11 protein-coding genes and 1 pseudogene are annotated in these 16,185 nt (G+C 71.7%); all 12 read left to right on the forward strand.

Translation table 11 applies throughout. The annotated features are described in order from the left end of the window. Window positions 1–26 precede the first annotated feature (26 nt). On the forward strand, window positions 27–1,646 hold the full coding sequence (locus ACGFU6_RS37945; RefSeq protein WP_393617116.1) for a class I adenylate-forming enzyme family protein: 1,620 nt from the start codon (window positions 27–29) through the stop codon (window positions 1,644–1,646). Next, window positions 1,643–1,783 carry a hypothetical protein gene (locus ACGFU6_RS37950; RefSeq protein WP_393617117.1) on the forward strand — a complete coding sequence of 47 codons (141 nt, stop codon included), beginning with the start codon at window positions 1,643–1,645 and terminating at the stop codon, window positions 1,781–1,783. The genes ACGFU6_RS37945 and ACGFU6_RS37950 overlap by 4 nt, the downstream gene beginning before the upstream one ends. Then, window positions 1,780–3,489 carry an FAD-dependent oxidoreductase gene (locus ACGFU6_RS37955; protein WP_393617118.1) on the forward strand — a complete coding sequence of 570 codons (1,710 nt, stop codon included), beginning with the start codon at window positions 1,780–1,782 and terminating at the stop codon, window positions 3,487–3,489. Before ACGFU6_RS37950 ends, ACGFU6_RS37955 begins: the two co-directional genes overlap by 4 nt. A gap of 2 nt (window positions 3,490–3,491) precedes the next feature. Continuing rightward, window positions 3,492–4,274 (forward strand): 3-oxoacyl-ACP reductase FabG, encoded by a 783-nt coding sequence (fabG, locus tag ACGFU6_RS37960; RefSeq protein ID WP_393617119.1) that lies wholly within the window; start codon window positions 3,492–3,494, stop codon window positions 4,272–4,274. Window positions 4,275–4,299: 25 nt separating this feature from the next. Beyond that, entirely contained in the window at window positions 4,300–5,256 is a 957-nt protein-coding gene (locus ACGFU6_RS37965) for an aromatase/cyclase (protein WP_393617120.1), read from the forward strand. A gap of 246 nt (window positions 5,257–5,502) precedes the next feature. After that, window positions 5,503–5,763, forward strand: a complete 261-nt coding sequence (locus tag ACGFU6_RS37970; protein WP_393617121.1) for an acyl carrier protein — start codon at window positions 5,503–5,505, stop codon at window positions 5,761–5,763. A 278-nt stretch (window positions 5,764–6,041) separates the two neighbouring features. After that, entirely contained in the window at window positions 6,042–7,799 is a 1,758-nt protein-coding gene (locus tag ACGFU6_RS37975) for an acyl-CoA dehydrogenase (protein ID WP_393617122.1), read from the forward strand. A 58-nt stretch (window positions 7,800–7,857) separates the two neighbouring features. Beyond that, the gene (locus ACGFU6_RS37980) at window positions 7,858–8,709 is read left to right on the forward strand and encodes a 4'-phosphopantetheinyl transferase family protein (RefSeq protein ID WP_393617123.1); all 852 of its coding nucleotides are present in this window, start codon (window positions 7,858–7,860) and stop codon (window positions 8,707–8,709) included. 206 nt (window positions 8,710–8,915) lie between these two features. After that, complete coding sequence (locus ACGFU6_RS37985) at window positions 8,916–11,015, forward strand: condensation domain-containing protein (RefSeq protein ID WP_393617124.1); 2,100 nt, start codon at window positions 8,916–8,918, stop codon at window positions 11,013–11,015. 80 nt (window positions 11,016–11,095) lie between these two features. Further along, window positions 11,096–12,319 carry a methionine adenosyltransferase gene (gene metK / locus ACGFU6_RS37990; protein ID WP_393617125.1) on the forward strand — a complete coding sequence of 408 codons (1,224 nt, stop codon included), beginning with the start codon at window positions 11,096–11,098 and terminating at the stop codon, window positions 12,317–12,319. 125 nt (window positions 12,320–12,444) lie between these two features. Beyond that, the gene (gene metH, locus ACGFU6_RS37995) at window positions 12,445–15,915 is read left to right on the forward strand and encodes a methionine synthase (RefSeq protein WP_393617126.1); all 3,471 of its coding nucleotides are present in this window, start codon (window positions 12,445–12,447) and stop codon (window positions 15,913–15,915) included. Window positions 15,916–16,085: 170 nt separating this feature from the next. Beyond that, a pseudogene (locus tag ACGFU6_RS38000) lies at window positions 16,086–16,185 on the forward strand (adenosylhomocysteinase); the annotation flags it as partial.

The raw sequence follows: 16,185 nt of genomic DNA on the forward strand, positions 1-16,185 counted from the left end.
CCCCGACCAGCCGGAGGAGAACGAGCATGCCGAACTTTGCCTTTCCGGACCTTCCGCTGGACGGCCTGCTGCGCGGTGCGGCGGTGCGCGACCCCGACGGCATCGCCGTGCGGACCACGGACACGGCTCTCGGCTTCGGCGAGCTGGACACGCTGACCGATCGCGTCGCCGCCTGGCTGCAGCGGGAGAACGGGGGCCGGGCCGGTGTGCGTACCGGCGTCGCCCATGTCCTGGACCCGGTCTTCGTCGCCACCTACTACGGCACGGTCCGCAGCGGTGCGACGGCGGTGCTGGTCAACCCGCTGATGGGGGAGACCGGGCTGCGGCACGTCTTCGCCACCGCCGGGGTGGAGGTGGCGTTCGTCCCCGCGGCCACCGCCGAACTGCTCACCAAGCTGCGCGGCGTGCTGCCCCGGCTCCGCACGATCGTGGTGACCGACGCACCTGACGGGGTGACACCGGGCGACACGGTCTCGCTGCACATGGAACTGGAGTCGGCCCCGCAGGGCTGCGGACACCGCCCGTCCGACCCGGGCTCGATCGCCTGCATCCAGTTCACCACGGGCACCACCGGCCGCCCCAAGGGCGTCCTGCTGACCCACCGCAACCTGGTCGCCAACGCCAAGCAGACCGCCCTCGCCCACCGGCTGGACGCGGCCTCCGTCACCCTCAACCATCTGCCGCTCTACCACGTCATGCATCTCAACTCAGCGGTGTACGCCGGGTCGTGCCAGGTGCTCTGCCAGGACCCCGATCCGTTCGCCTCGCTCGCCGCGGCCGCCGCGGCCGACGCCACCCACTACTACGGACTCCCCGCCCGGCTGCACCGCCTCGCCACCGACGAGCGCCTGGCCGCCGCCTCGGGGCCCCCGCCCGGCGGCGCCCGGCTGACGGCCGTGCTCTCCGGCGGTTCCGGGCTGCGGCCCCAGGCGGCGCGCGCCCTGCGCGACCGGCTCGGCGTCCCCGTCATCCAGGGCTACGGCATGGCCGAGCTCTCCCCGCTCACGCACTGCCAGCGGCCCGAGCGCTACCGGACGGGTGAGGTCGGCGGGACCGTCCCCGGGACCGAGTGCCGTCTCGTCGACGTGGACTCCCGCACCCCGGTCGAGGTCTGGTCCACCGGAGAGGTCCAGGTCAGAGGCCCGCAGCTGATGGCCGGCTACCTCGGCGAGGCACAGCCGTCCCGGATCGACGAGGACGGCTGGTTCTCCACCGGCGACGTCGGCTACCTCGACGACGACGGAGAGCTGCGCCTGGTGGACCGGCTCGACGACATCTTCAAGTACGACAACGAGATCGTCTCGCCGAGCCAGGTCGAACGGGTCATCGGCGAGGACCCGCGGGTCGCCGACTGCATCGTCGCCGACTGGCCCGACGACGTGCACGGCGGCCTCGTCTGGGCCGGGATCGTCCTGCGTGAGGACCCCGGCGGCGCGGACGCCGGACCCGTGCCCGGAAACCGGGGATCCGGGCATGCCCCGGGGTCCGACGTCCTCGCATCGGTCACCGAACGCGCCAACGAGCGGCTCGCGCACTTCGAACGGATCCGCCTGACCGAGGCGCTGGAGGCGGTGCCCCGCACCCCCACCGGAAAGCCCGAACGACGCGCGCTGCGGCAGCGGCTGAAGACACGCGCCGCCGCATGAACGCCCGCATCCCGCCCCACCACCAGGAGCAGACCATGGCGATCTTCGTCAACAGGCCGACCGCGCACGGCGCCATCGACGCCGCCCGCACCGTCACGGGCCACGCGCCGCTGGCGATGCCCGAGGAGAGCGCATGACCACCGGCCGGCCCGACGCGATCGTCGCGGGCGCCGGACCCGTCGGCCTGACCGCCGCTCATGAACTGGCCCGCAGGGGCCTGCGCGTGCGGCTCGTCGACGCCGCCGCCGGCCCCGCCCGCACCAGCAGGGCCGTGGCCACGCACCCGCGCACCCTGGAGACGTACGACCAGATGGGCGTCGTCGACGACATGCTCGTACGGGGCCGCCGCAACCGCGCGTTCACCATGTACGCCGAAGGGCGCCGGCTGGTGCGGCTGGAGGCCGACTACGCCACGATGCCGACTTCGTACCCGTACACCCTCGTCATCGGTCAGACCGAGACGGAAGAGGTGCTGCGCGAGGCGGTGGCCCGTCTCGGTGTCGAGGTCGAGTGGGGGGTGCGCCTCACCGGCTTCGAGCAGGACCCCGATGCGGTGCGCGTGACCCTGACCGGGCCGGACGGCACCGAGGAGAGCGTCGAGACGTCCTGGCTCGTGGGCTGCGACGGAGGCCACAGCACCGTACGCAAACTGCTCGGGCTCGAACTGCTCGGCGGGGCCGGTGAGACCTGGATGCTCGCCGACGCACCGGTCGCCACCGACCTGCCGCCCGACACCATCTACTGGGCCCACACCGGCGGACACGCGCTGATGATGGTGCCCTACGCCCGGGAGGGGCACTGGCGGCTGCTGGACACCGCACCCGTCGGGCGGGACACCGACCCGCGCCCCGTCGAGGAGCGGCTGACCGAGAAGCTGACGGCCGGGCTCGGCCGCCCGGTCCGGGTCGGGGAGAGCGAGTGGACCTCGGTCTTCACCTTCCAGCAGCGGATGGTGGAGCGGATGCGCGAGGGCCGCGTCCTCGTCGCCGGGGACGCCGCGCACGTGCACAGCCCCGCCTCCGGACAGGGCATGAACACCGGCATCCAGGAGGCGTACAACCTCGGCTGGAAGCTGGCCATGGTCGAGCACGGCCACGCGGGCCCGGAACTCCTGGACACCTACAGCCAGGAGCGGGTGCCGATCGGCCGGGCGCTGCTCGGCTCCACCCGCGCCGCCACCTTCCTCGTCCAGCTGAAGAACATGTTCGCCTCGGTGGCGCTGCCCGTCGTCTTCACCTTCGTACGCAACGTGACCCCGCTGCGCCGGGCTGTTCAGCGCAAGGTGCTCGGCGGCATGTCCGGGCTGCGCATCGGCTACGGCGATTCGCCCCTGACCACCGGCGACGCCTCCCGTCGCAGGCCCGGCGCCGGTCCTGCCCCGGCGCCCGGACCCGGCGAGCGGATCGCGCAGGCCCCGGTCCACGACCCGGACGACTCCGGCTGCGCGGGACTGCGCGCCGAACTCCGCGACCCCCGCTGGTCCCTGCTGCTCGCCGCGGGCGGTACCGGGCCCGGCGACGTCCCGGTGGGCGTGGCCGTCACGGCCGCCGCCCAGTACTCCGAGTGGCTCTCGGTGCGCACCGTCGGCGGCACCGGCCCCGACGGGCCCGCCCCGCTCGCCGACCCGGAAGGACGGCTGCGCGCGGCACTCGGCCTGGCGCCGGGCAACTGGCTGCTGGTGCGCCCCGACGGCTACACCGCCGCGCGTGCCGGCGCCCTGACCCGGGCCGCCCTGGGCCGGGCACTCGCCCCGCTGCGGCCGTCCCAGCCGCTCGCCGACGAGGCCAGGACCGAACCGGGACTCGTCCTCCCCGCCCCCACCCACCGGCTGAAGGAGTACTGACCGTGGCCGACAACGACCCCGTAGCCCTGATCACAGGAGCCACCAGCGGCATCGGACTGGCGGTGGCCCGTCAGCTCGGCCGGTCCGGGCACCGCGTCTTCCTGTGCGCACGCACCGAACAGGACGTCAAACAGACCGTCGAGGACCTCCGGGACGAGGGCCTGGAGGCCGACGGACTGGCGGCCGACGTCCGTTCCCGGGAGTCCGTGGCCGCGCTCGTGAGCGCCGCCGTCGCGACATACGGACGCGTCGACGTACTGGTCAACAACGCGGGGCGCAGCGGCGGCGGCGTGACCGCCGACATCACCGACGAGCTCTGGTACGACGTCATCGACACCAACCTCAACAGCGTGTTCCTGGTGACGCGCGAGGTGCTGAGGAACGGCGGCCTCACGGGCACCGGCGGCGGGCGGATCATCAACATCGCCTCGACGGCCGGCAAGCAGGGCGTGCTGCTCGGCGCCCCGTACAGCGCCTCCAAACACGGGGTCGTCGGCTTCACCAAGGCGCTGGGCAGGGAGCTGGCCCCCTCGGGCGTCACGGTCAACGCGGTCTGCCCCGGCTACGTCGAGACGCCGATGGCGCAGCGGGTGCGCCAGGGGTACGCGGCGGCCTGGGACACCACCGAGGACGTCGTGCAGGAGCAGTTCGAGGCGAAGATTCCGCTCGGCCGCTACTCGACCCCGGAAGAGGTCGCGGGACTGGTCGGCTATCTGGCCTCCGCATCCGCCGCATCGATCACCGCACAGGCGCTCAACGTCTGTGGCGGACTTGGCAATTTCTGAATCTGTGAGGAAGAGGTGATGTGTGGTGTCGAGTGAGCGTGTGTACCGCACGGCGCATTCGGTCGAGGTGGCCGCACCGGCGGGGGTCGCGTACGGGCTGATCTCGAACGCGGTGCAGTGGCCGCTGTTCCTCCCGCCGAACGTCCACGTGGAGCGGCTGGACTTCGACGGGCGCGACGAACGGCTGCGGATGTGGGCCACGGCCAACGGGCAGGTCCGGTCCTGGATCTCCCGGCGCGTGCAGGACCCGCAGGCGCGGCGGATCACCTTCCGCCAGCAGCACCCGCAGGCCCCGGTCGAGACGATGAACGGGACCTGGACCGTCGAGGAGCGGCCGGGCGGCACCAGTGTGCTGACCCTGCTGCACGACTTCACGGTGACCGGTGACCGGCCCGAGGACGCGGCCTGGGTGGAGCGGGCGATCGACACCAACTCGGGGGCGGAGCTGGACCACGTGAAGCGGCTGGCCGAGCGCTGGTCCCGGCTCGACGAACTCGTCCTGTCCTTCGAGGACGCCGTACGGGTCAAGGGCCCGGCCGAGCTGGTCTACGACTTCCTGTACCGGGTGAGCGACTGGCCGGAGCTCGTGCCGCACGTGGCACGCCTCGAACTGACGGAGGACACCCCCGGCGTCCAGGTCATGGCGATGGACACCCGCACCGCGGACGGCTCGACGCACACCACGGAGTCGGTACGGGTCTGCTTCCCGCAGGCGGGCCGCATCGTCTACAAGCAGACCACCACCCCCGCGCTGATGGACGCGCACACCGGTGAGTGGTCGGTGCTGCCCGACGAGTCGGGCGTGACGGTCATCTCCCAGCACAGTGTGGTGCTGCGCGAGGAGGCCATCGAGAGCGTGCTCGGTGAGGGCGCCGACCTGGCACAGGCCCGCCGCTTCGTACGCGAGGCGCTCGGCCGGAACTCGACGGCCACCCTCAACCTGGCCAAACGCCATGCGGAGTCCGCGATCCGCGTGCTGTGACCGGACCCGCCTGCCGTGCCGAGGCCGGACGCCCCGGCACGGCCGATGTCCACCGCTGCTCCGGTCCCGCTCCAGCTGCCGCTGTGAGGCTTGCCGCTACGGACTTCCCCGGAGGGGAACGGGGTGGCAGCAGTGGCGGGCCGGACTCTCTCCGGACGGCCGAAGGGTCAGTGGTACGTGTACTCACCACTGACCCTTCGGCCGGCCACCGGCGCCGCGCTCCACGACATCAGGACGGATGAAGAGATGAGCACGGACAACAGAGCCCGGATCGCGGAATACCTGTCCCGCTTCTTCCCGGTTCAGGACCTGAAGGCCGACGACGACATCTTCGAGCTCGGCTTCGTCAGCTCGGTGTTCGCGATGCGGCTCGTCTCCTTCGTGGAGCACGAGTTCGGCATCACCGTCGAGAACGAGGACCTGGAGCTGGAGTACTTCTGCTCCATCGCCGCCCTCGACGCCTTCGTCGCACGCAAGCTGTCCGTCCCGGTCCCGGTCGCGGGGTAGCAGCGACCGGCGCAGGAGGGGCCGGCGGAGCCGCCGGGGCACCACGAATACTTCCGCAGTCCGCTCGAACACGGCTCGAACCGGATATGAGCCGCGCTCGGAGGCGAGCCGGGCAACGGCTGGGATCCGGCTCCGGGTGACTCGTTGAACGATCGAGAAATGGCAGACGACGCGTCGAGTACGGCTCCGGTGCCGCACGAGGCGTGCCCGTCACAGTCGTGCGTACCGGCGCGATATGTGGCGCGCACCCTGCGACGACGGAGCTGACTCCCGCTGCCATGACCATCACCGCCGATCTCACCGGAACCACGGCCACCGGTCACAGCTGGTGGGAGTCCGACGCAAGCGCACGGGCATCCCGGCTCGAAGCGCAGCTCGGCGACCCCTACGACCCCGCGAACCCGCACGGGCTGCGCGCCCTGTTCGCCGCCGACGCCCGAAGCGCCCCGCCCGCCGCCACCGAGGACCTCCTGGCCGGCACGGACCTGGGCGCCGAGTTCGTCCCCGTCGAATACGGCGGCCGGCTCACCCGGGCCGACCTGCTCGCCCGTGTCCTGCGACCGGTCTTCCGCCGCGACGTCGCCCTCGGCTTCGGTTACGGCATCACCTCGCTGTTCGCCAGCGGCGCCGTCTGGGCGGCAGGCACCCCCGCGCAGCGACGCAGCACCGCCGACCTGCTGCTCGGCGGGGGCCGGGCCACGATCCTCCACCACGAACTGGCCCACTCCAACGCGATCCTGCGGCACGAGTTCACCGCCGGTACCGCCCCCGACGGCTATCGGCTGAACGGGCGCAAGGACGTGATCATCAACGCCGCGCGCTCCGACGCCCAGGTCGTCTACGCCCGCACCGACCCGGCCCCCGGACCGCACAGCCACTCGGTGCTGCTCCTGGACCAGGCCTGGCGGGACAGCCCGTCCGTGCGGCACCTGCCGCGAGTCACCACCCCCGGCATGCGCGGGGCCCTCTTCTCCGGGCTGGAGTTCGCCGACCACACCGTCCCCGGCGACGCCCGCGTCGGCAGCACGGGCGAGGGCGTGGCCCTCGCCCTGCGCACCTTCCAGGTCAACCGCAGCCTCATCTGCGGTGTCGTCACCGCCGCCGCGGACACCGTCCTGCACTCCGCGGTACGGGCCGCGACCACCGGCCGCAGAGGCCCGATCGCGCGCCGCTGGCACAAGCCGCTGGCCGGAGTCTTCGCCGACCTGCTGGCCTGCGACAGCATGGCCACCGTCGTCCTGCGCGCCCTGAGCCTGCTGCCCGACCGGGCCCATGTCTTCGCCGCCGCCGTCAAGTACGTGGTGCCCGACCTGCTGCGCGAGAACCTGGAGGAGCTCGCCACCGTCCTGGGAGCGCGCGGCTACGAGCACGACAGCCCGGAGTACGGCGCTCTCGGCAAGCTCGTACGGGACCTGCCGGTCGCCGGACTCGGCCACGCCGGAACCGCCTCCTGCCAGTCCGTGATCGTCCCCCAGCTGCGCGGCCTGGCCGAACACTCCTGGTTCCAGGAGGAGGAACCACCGCCCGAGCTGTTCCGCCAGGGAGCCGAACTGCCGTTGCTGGACTACCGGTTGCTGGGCCTCGCGGGCGGCGGCGACTTCATGGCCGCCTCCCTCGTCGGCTCCGCCGCCCGCCTCTCCTCGTACCGGGGCCTGGGCGGCCAGATCGCCGCGCTCGCCGAACTGGCCGAGGGCTTCGTCACCGAACTGCGCGCCCTGCGCGAGGAGTGCCGCCGGCTGCCCGGCTACGGCACCACGGCGCTCGCCGACCCCGCCGTCTGCGTACTCAGCGACCGCTACAGCCTGATCGTCGCAGCCGCCGCGGTGCTCGGCGTGTGGGAGGGCCAGGACGGCCGGGACCCGTTCCTCGCCAATTCGGCCTGGGCGGTGCTCGCGCTGTCCCGCCTCGGCGAGCGGCTCGCCATCCCCGTGCCCGAACTGCCCGAGGGGTGTCTGGCACAGGTCATGGAGGAACTGGTCCGCCGCTTCCGGACGGGCCGCAGTTGCGACCTGGACGGCATCACCCTCGCCCAGTGAGCCGGCGGCACCCGCGCCCGGGGACGGGGCGGACAACGACACAGGGAAGGAAAGACCGTTGACGCAGACAGAGCTGATGACCGCGGCGCCGGGCGCCGCAGCACGTATCACCGAGCCGATCCACGTCAGCGGCCCCGACGGGCCATGGGACCTGGTGCGCGAAGGCATGGACCTGTACGGCAACGCCGTGGTGCACACCACCTGGGGGGAGTGGCTCACCGGAGCCGTCGCCGACCCCTCGCTGCGCCCGCTGCTCGGCCGGGACTGGCAGCGCTACCGCCGCACCACCGACCCCACCATCCGCTACCGCTTCGTCGCCTCCCGGCTGGCCACCAAGTTCACGGCCGCGGCCGCGCTGGGCACCAGGCCCGCCGAACTCGACCTCGCGTACAAGATCGGCGGACGGCCCTATCTGAGAGGGCTCGACCAGATCGATGTGAGCCTCACCCACACCGACGACCTGATCGCCGTCGGCATCAGCCGCTGCGGCAGGATCGGGGTCGACGCCGAACCGGCCGACCGGCACATGTCGTTCGAACTCCTTCAGGACCATGTCTGCACACCCGCCGAACGCGCCGACCTCGTGGCGCTGTCCCAGGACGAACAGCGCGCTCAGCTGCTCCGGCTGTGGACCCTGAAGGAGGCCTACACCAAGGCACTCGGCCAGGGACTGCGCCTCGGCTTCACCGAATTCGGATTCGGCGCCGGCGAGGGCGGCCTGCTCGCCCCCGACGGGACACCGGCCGCCCGCGACGAATGGGCGTTCACCACCCGCCGGGTGCTGGGCCGCTACCTGCTGAGCGTGGCCTGCCACGACTCCGGACTGGACACCTCACGCGACACGGCGGCCCGCACCATGCTCGACGCAGGGTTCATGGGAGCCGTCGCGGGACTCCTCGCCCACGGATGACACCGCCGCGACGTTCGCGGATCCGTCCAGAGCCGGTGGAGAAATCCGGCCTTGCTCCGCTGCGCGGCTAACGTGCCGGATGACGGCTCCGAGCGCCGTATCAGGCCCGTATGGGCGGGCCTCGTATACCCGTTCCGTGCTCGCAGAGAGGGGAGGGAGGGGGTGCGCGCCCCGAACACACCATGACCGCCGATCATCTCTCACGTATGTCCCCGGACGGACCGATCACCGTCGTCGTTGATCCCGGAGGACCTCCCTACGACGCTCCGCCGTTCCTGGAGCTCCGGGGCCCCCTGGACACCCGGCGCCTCGAATCCGCGCTGGACCGGATCGCCGCCGGCCGTCCGGACGGCCCGGCCTGGCAGCACCGGCTCCGGCCCCACGGGCCCGGCCTGCACACCTTGACACTCACCATGAGCGCCCCCGGGGAGTTCCCGGCCGGCCTGTTGGCCGACCTGCTCACGGACCCGCCGGCCGGCCGCTCGGTATGCGCCGTCGCGCCGAGCCCGCTCCAGCTCGAACTGCTCGCCGACGCCGACGCCCACCCGGGCACGGGCCGCCATGTCGAACAGCTCAGCTGGGTCTGGCACGGGCCGCTGGACCCCGAACGCTTCACCGCCGCCTGGCAGTCGCTCTTCGACCGGGAGAGCGTGCTGCGTTCCGCCTTCGCCGACGGCCCCGAGCCGCAGATCGTGGTGCACGACCGGGTCAGGGCCGAAGTGCTGCGGCTGCCGCACAGCGCCGGGGACTGGGCGCGGGTGGTCGAGTACGACCGGTGCCGGGGCCTCGACCCGCGCCGCCCCGGACCGCTGCGCGTGACCGTACTGGGCGGTGACCCCGTCGTGTCGGCCACCGCCCAGCCCACCCGGGTGCTGCTCACCTTCCACCACGCGCTGCTCGACGGCTGGAGCGCGCGCCTGCTGCTGCGCGAGTTCTACCGCGCCTACCTGGCCGGCGGCCGCCTGCCTGGCGGTGAACGCCGCCCCGACATGGGCGACTACGCGCAGTGGCTCGCGGCCCAGGACACCGAGCCCGCACGCACGTTCTGGACGGATGCCACACCACCGCCCGGCGTCACGCACTCGCCCCTGCCCCCGGCCGCCGCCTCCGCTCCGGTGCCCGGCGGCACCCGGACCGGGACCGGGCGCACCCGGCTGCGGCTGACCGCCGTACAGACCGCACGGCTCGGCGCCTGGGCGGCCGGCTGGGGCAGCACCGAGAGCGGTGCGCTGCAAGCCGTCTGGGCCCTGCTGCTCTACCGGGCCGCCGGAACCGCCGACGCGGAGCCGGTCCGCTTCAGCGTGACGGTGTCCGGACGCGGCATCCTGCTCGACGGAGTGGAGCGCCTGCCGGGTGCCCTGCGCAACCCGCTGCCGATCTCCGTCGTCGTCGACCCGCGAGCGAGCGTGCCGGAGCTGCTCGGCCTGCTGCGTGACCGGGCCCTGGACATGGCCGCGTACGAGTGGGTCTCGGCGGGCCAGATCCGTACCTGGACCGAGGACCGGGCCGAGCTGCCCGACGCGTCGGGCAGCCTGGTCGCCTTCGAGGGCGGGCCGGACGGCCCGGACGAGCTCATCCGGGAACTCGCCGCCCAGGGAGTCCGTGTGGGCCCACCGGAGACGCTCGGCGCCCGAACAGGCTTTCCGCTCACGCTCGTCGCCCACCGCGACGGCGACGGCGGGCTCATCGTGACCGTCTCCTACGACCACACCCAGCCCGCCCGAATCGGCGGTGTCCTGGCGCACGCCGCATTCCTGCTGGACGAACTCCCCCGTGTGGCGGGCGCGTCCACCACCATCGCCGAGGTGCTGGCGCGGCTGGCCGACGCGGACGCGGAGCCGGAGACGGACACGGACGCGGGCACCGGTACGGGTACGGAGGCCGGTACGCCCACGGCCACTTCGGCGGACCACCCGGCCGGCACCGATACCGACGCGCCCGCGCTCATCACCCTGCGACCGGCTCGGAACCCCGGCGCGGGCACCGTCTGCCTCGTACCGTCGCACGGCACGCCCCGCTTCTGCTACGAACTGCTCGCGCGCTCCTACCAGGGCCCCGAAGCCCTCGTTCTGCTGAGCGCCGCGCTCGACGACCGGGCCGGGTACGACGCGCTCAGGCCGCTCATCGACGCGGGCGGGCACCTCGTGCTCGGCGGATTCTCCGGCTGCGGAGTCGCCGCGTACCGGATCACCCGGCTCATCGCGGCGAGCGGCGGCCGGCCGCCGCTCATCGTGCTCACCGGCGCCGCGACGTCCGCCGGCGATCTCGCCCGGCTGCTCGAATCCGCCGCCGAACGCGCCGGATGACGCACACGTCGGCCGGCCACCCGGCCGGCCGGGCGCGCCGACGCTCGACCGTTCAACGGACCTCACACCTCTGGAGAGCCATGTCCCGCCGCCTGTTCACCTCGGAATCCGTGACCGAGGGCCACCCCGACAAGATCGCCGACCAGATCAGCGACGCGATCCTCGACGCACTGCTGAGCCAGGACCCGTCCTCCCGGGTCGCCGTCGAGACGCTGATCGCCACCGGCCAGGTGCACATCGCCGGTGAGGTGACGACCAAGGCGTACGCCGACATCCCCGGCATCGTCCGCGAGACGATTCTGGGCATCGGCTACGACTCGTCGGCCAAGGGATTCGACGGCGCCACCTGCGGAGTCTCGGTGTCCATCGGCGCGCAGTCGCCGGACATCGCGCAGGGCGTCGACACCGCGTACGAGAAGCGCGTCGAGGGTGCCGCGGCGGACGGGGAAGGGGACGACCTCGACAAGCAGGGCGCCGGCGACCAGGGCCTGATGTTCGGCTACGCCACGAACGAGACCCCGTCCCTGATGCCGCTGCCGATCGAGCTGGCCCACCGGCTCTCACGCCGGCTGACCGAGGTCCGCAAGGACGGCACCGTCCCCTACCTCCGCCCGGACGGGAAGACGCAGGTCACCATCGAGTACAGCGGCAGCCGCCCGGTCCGTCTCGACACCGTCGTCGTCTCCTCGCAGCACGCCTCCGACATCGACCTCGACAACCTGCTGAGCCCGGACATCCGCCACCACGTCGTCGAGCACGTACTGACCGAACTCGCCGAGGACGGCATCAAGCTGGAGTCCGACGACTACCGGCTGCTGGTCAACCCGACCGGACGCTTCGAGATCGGCGGCCCGATGGGCGACGCCGGTCTGACCGGCCGCAAGATCATCATCGACACCTACGGCGGCATGGCCCGCCACGGCGGCGGCGCCTTCTCGGGCAAGGACCCGTCGAAGGTGGACCGCTCGGCCGCCTACGCGATGCGCTGGGTCGCCAAGAACGTCGTGGCGGCGGGCCTCGCGGACCGGTGCGAGGTCCAGGTCGCGTACGCCATCGGCAAGGCCGAGCCGGTCGGCCTGTTCGTCGAGACCTTCGGCACCGGCGCCGTCGCCCAGAACCGCATCGAGCAGGCGATCAGGGAGGTCTTCGATCTGCGCCCGGCCGCCATCGTCCGCGACCTCGACCTGCTGCGGCCGGTCTACTTCCGGACCGCCGCCTACGGCCACTTCGGACGCGAACTGCCCGACTTCACCTGGGAGCGGACCGACCGCGCCCAGCAGCTGAAGGCCGCGGCCGGTCTCTGACCGGCCGGCTCCTTCGTCCTTCGTGCTCCGTACTCCCGAGGAGAGCCCGACGTGCGCATCGTTGTCACCGGTTCCATCGCCGCGGACGCGGCCGGACTGTTCGCACCTGCCCCGGACCACCGGTCATGAAGGGCACCCGGTCCGCCGCGCTCCGTGAGGCGCTCGCCACCCGGGTGGTGGTCGCCGACGGTGCCATGGGCACCATGCTGCAGGCCCAGGACCCCACGCTGGAGGACTTCGAGAACCTCGAGGGCTGCAACGAGATCCTGAACCTGACCCGCCCCGACATCGTGCGCTCCGTGCATGAGGAGTACTTCGCGGTCGGCGTGGACTGTGTGGAGACGAACACCTTCGGCGCGAACACCGCGGCGCTCGGTGAGTACGACATTCCCGAGCGGGTGTACGAGCTCTCGGAGTCGGGTGCGCGTATCGCCCGCGAGGTGGCGGACGAGTTCACGGCCTCGACGGGGCAGCAGCGCTGGGTCCTGGGCTCCATGGGGCCGGGGACGAAGCTGCCGACGCTGGGACACGCCCCGTACGTGAAGCTGCGTGACGGGTTCCAGCAGAACGCGGAGGGGCTGATCGCGGGCGGTGCCGACGCGCTGATCGTCGAGACGACGCAGGACCTCCTGCAGACCAAGGCCGGCATCCTCGGCGCGCGGCGCGCGCTGGAGGCTCTCGGCAGCGACCTGCCGTTGCTGGTGTCGTTGGCCTTCGAGACGACCGGCGTCATGCTGCTGGGTTCCGAGATCGGCGCCGCACTGACCGCCCTGGAGCCGCTCGGTGTCGACATGATCGGTCTGAACTGTTCGACCGGCCCGGCGGAGATGAGCGAGCACCTGCGCTACCTGACCCGCCACTCCCGTATCCCGTTGCTCTGCATGCCCAACGCGGGTCTGCCGGTGCTGACGAAGGACGGGGCGCACTTCCCGCTGGGGCCGGAGGGGCTGGCGGATGCGCAGGAGACGTTCGTTCAGGAGTACGGGCTGTCGTTGGTGGGTGGTTGCTGCGGTACGACTCCGGAGCACCTGCGCCAGGTCGTCGACCGGGTCCGCGGCTCCGCCATCACGGCTCGGGACCCGCGCCCGGAGCCGGGGGCGGCGTCGCTCTACCAGACGGTGCCGTTCCGGCAGGACACCTCGTACCTCGCCATCGGTGAGCGGACGAACGCCAACGGGTCGAAGAAGTTCCGGGAGGCCATGCTGGAGGCGCGGTGGGACGACTGTGTGGAGATGGCCCGTGACCAGATCCGTGAGGGCGCCCACATGCTCGATCTCTGCGTCGACTATGTGGGCCGTGACGGGGTCGCGGACATGGCTGAGCTGGCCGGACGCTTCGCGACCGCCTCCACCCTGCCCATCGTGCTGGACTCCACCGAGCTCCCGGTGCTGCGGGCGGGGCTGGAGAAGCTCGGTGGCCGTGCGGTCCTGAACTCGGTGAACTACGAGGACGGTGACGGGCCCGAGTCGCGGTTCGTCCAGGTGACCAAGCTGGCATCGGAGCATGGCGCGGCGCTGATCGCGCTGACCATCGACGAGGAGGGCCAGGCCCGCACGGTCGAGCACAAGGTGGCCATCGCGGAGCGGCTCATCGAGGACCTCACGGGCAACTGGGGCATCCATGAGTCGGACATCCTCATCGACTGCCTGACCTTCACCATCTGCACCGGTCAGGAGGAGTCCCGGGGCGACGGCATCGCGACGATCGGGGCGATCCGTGAGCTGAAGAAGCGCCACCCCGACGTGCAGACCACCCTCGGTCTGTCGAATATCTCCTTCGGCCTCAATCCGGCCGCCCGCGTGGTCCTGAATTCGGTCTTCCTCGATGAGTGTGTGAAGGCGGGGCTGGATTCCGCGATCGTGCACGCGTCGAAGATCCTGCCGATCGCCCGGCTGGAGGAGGAGCAGGCGAAGGTCGCCCTGGACCTCATTTACGACCGCCGCTCCGAGGGCTACGACCCGTTGCAGAAGCTGATGGCGCTCTTCGAGGGCGTCAACATGAAGTCGATGAAGGCGGGCCGGGCCGAGGAACTCCTCGCGCTGCCTCTGGACGAGCGGCTTCAGCGCCGGATCATCGACGGCGAGAAGAACGGTCTGGAGGCCGACCTCGACGAGGCGCTCCGCACCCGCCCGGCCCTCGACATCGTCAACGACACCCTGCTGGAGGGCATGAAGGTGGTCGGTGAGCTGTTCGGCTCCGGCCAGATGCAGCTGCCCTTCGTGCTCCAGTCCGCCGAGGTCATGAAGACCGCGGTGGCCCACCTGGAGCCGCACATGGAGAAGTCGGACGCCGAGGGCAAGGGCACCATCGTGCTGGCCACCGTCCGGGGCGACGTCCACGACATCGGCAAGAACCTCGTCGACATCATCCTGTCGAACAACGGGTTCAACGTCGTGAACATCGGTATCAAGCAGCCCGTCTCCGCGATCCTGGACGCCGCCGAGGAACACAAGGCCGATGTCATCGGCATGTCCGGCCTCCTGGTCAAATCCACCGTGATCATGAAGGAGAACCTCCAGGAACTCAACCAGCGCAAGCTGGCCGCCGAGTACCCGGTCATCCTGGGCGGCGCCGCCCTGACCCGCGCCTACGTCGAACAGGACCTCCACGAGATCTACGAGGGCGAGGTCCGCTACGCCCGGGACGCCTTCGAGGGGCTGCGGCTGATGGACGCGCTGATCGCGGTCAAGCGCGGCGTCCCCGGCGCCTCCCTTCCCGAGCTGAAGCAGCGTCGGGTCCCCAAGCGGGAGGCGGCGGTGCTGGCGGTCGAGGAGCCGGATGAGGGTGTCCGCTCGGATGTCGCCACTGACAACCCGGTGCCCACGCCGCCGTTCTGGGGCACCCGGGTCGTCAAGGGCATCCAGCTCAAGGAGTACGCCTCCTGGCTCGACGAGGGCGCCCTCTTCAAGGGCCAATGGGGCCTCAAGAACTCGCAGTTGATCGAGACCGAGGCCCGGCCCCGGCTGCGGCACTGGCTCGGCCGGCTACAGACCGACCGGCTCCTCGAAGCAGCCGTCGTCCACGGCTACTTTCCTTGCGTGTCCAAGGGCGACGACCTGATCATCCTCGACGAGGACGGCTCGGAGCGCACCCGCTTCACCTTCCCGCGCCAGCACCGAGGCCGCCGCCTCTGCCTCGCCGACTTCTTCCGTCCCGAAGAGTCCGGCGAGACGGACGTGATCGGCCTCCAGGTCGTCACCGTCGGATCGCGGATCGGCGGCGAGACCGCCAAGCTCTTCGAGGCCAACGCCTACCGCGACTACCTGGAGCTGCACGGCCTCTCCGTCCAGCTGGCCGAGGCCCTCGCCGAGTACTGGCACGCCCGGGTCCGCACCGAACTGGGCATCGCGGCAGCCGAGCCCGCCGCGCTGGACGGCATGTTCCGCACCGAGTACCAGGGCTGCCGCTACTCCCTGGGCTACCCCGCCTGCCCCGATCTGGAGGACCGCGCCAAGATCGCCGACCTGCTCCGGCCCGAGCGCATCGGAGTCGTCCTGTCGGAGGAGTTCCAGCTCCACCCCGAGCAGTCCACCGACGCGATCGTGCTGCACCATCCCGAGGCCGGTTACTTCAACGCGGGAGGCCGCCGGGCATGACCACACAGCACTGTGCGAGTCGGTCCGCCGCGTAGCGGCGCTGTCCCCGACCGCCCGCGCGCCCCCGGACTGCCCCGCATCACGCCCAACCGGTCCACAGCGACACCCCCGCACACACCGGAACATCCAGAACTCAAGGAGTGCACATGCCCTCGCAGCCGCCCGCCGACTTCACGGACTTCAAGGTCGCCGACCTCTCCCTCGCGGCGTTCGGCCGCAAGGAGATCACGCTGGCCGAGCACGAGATGCCCGGTCTGATGTCGATCCGCA

The organism is Streptomyces sp. NPDC048462, from assembly GCF_043200175.1.
Taxonomy (GTDB): Bacteria; Actinomycetota; Actinomycetes; order Streptomycetales; family Streptomycetaceae; genus Streptomyces.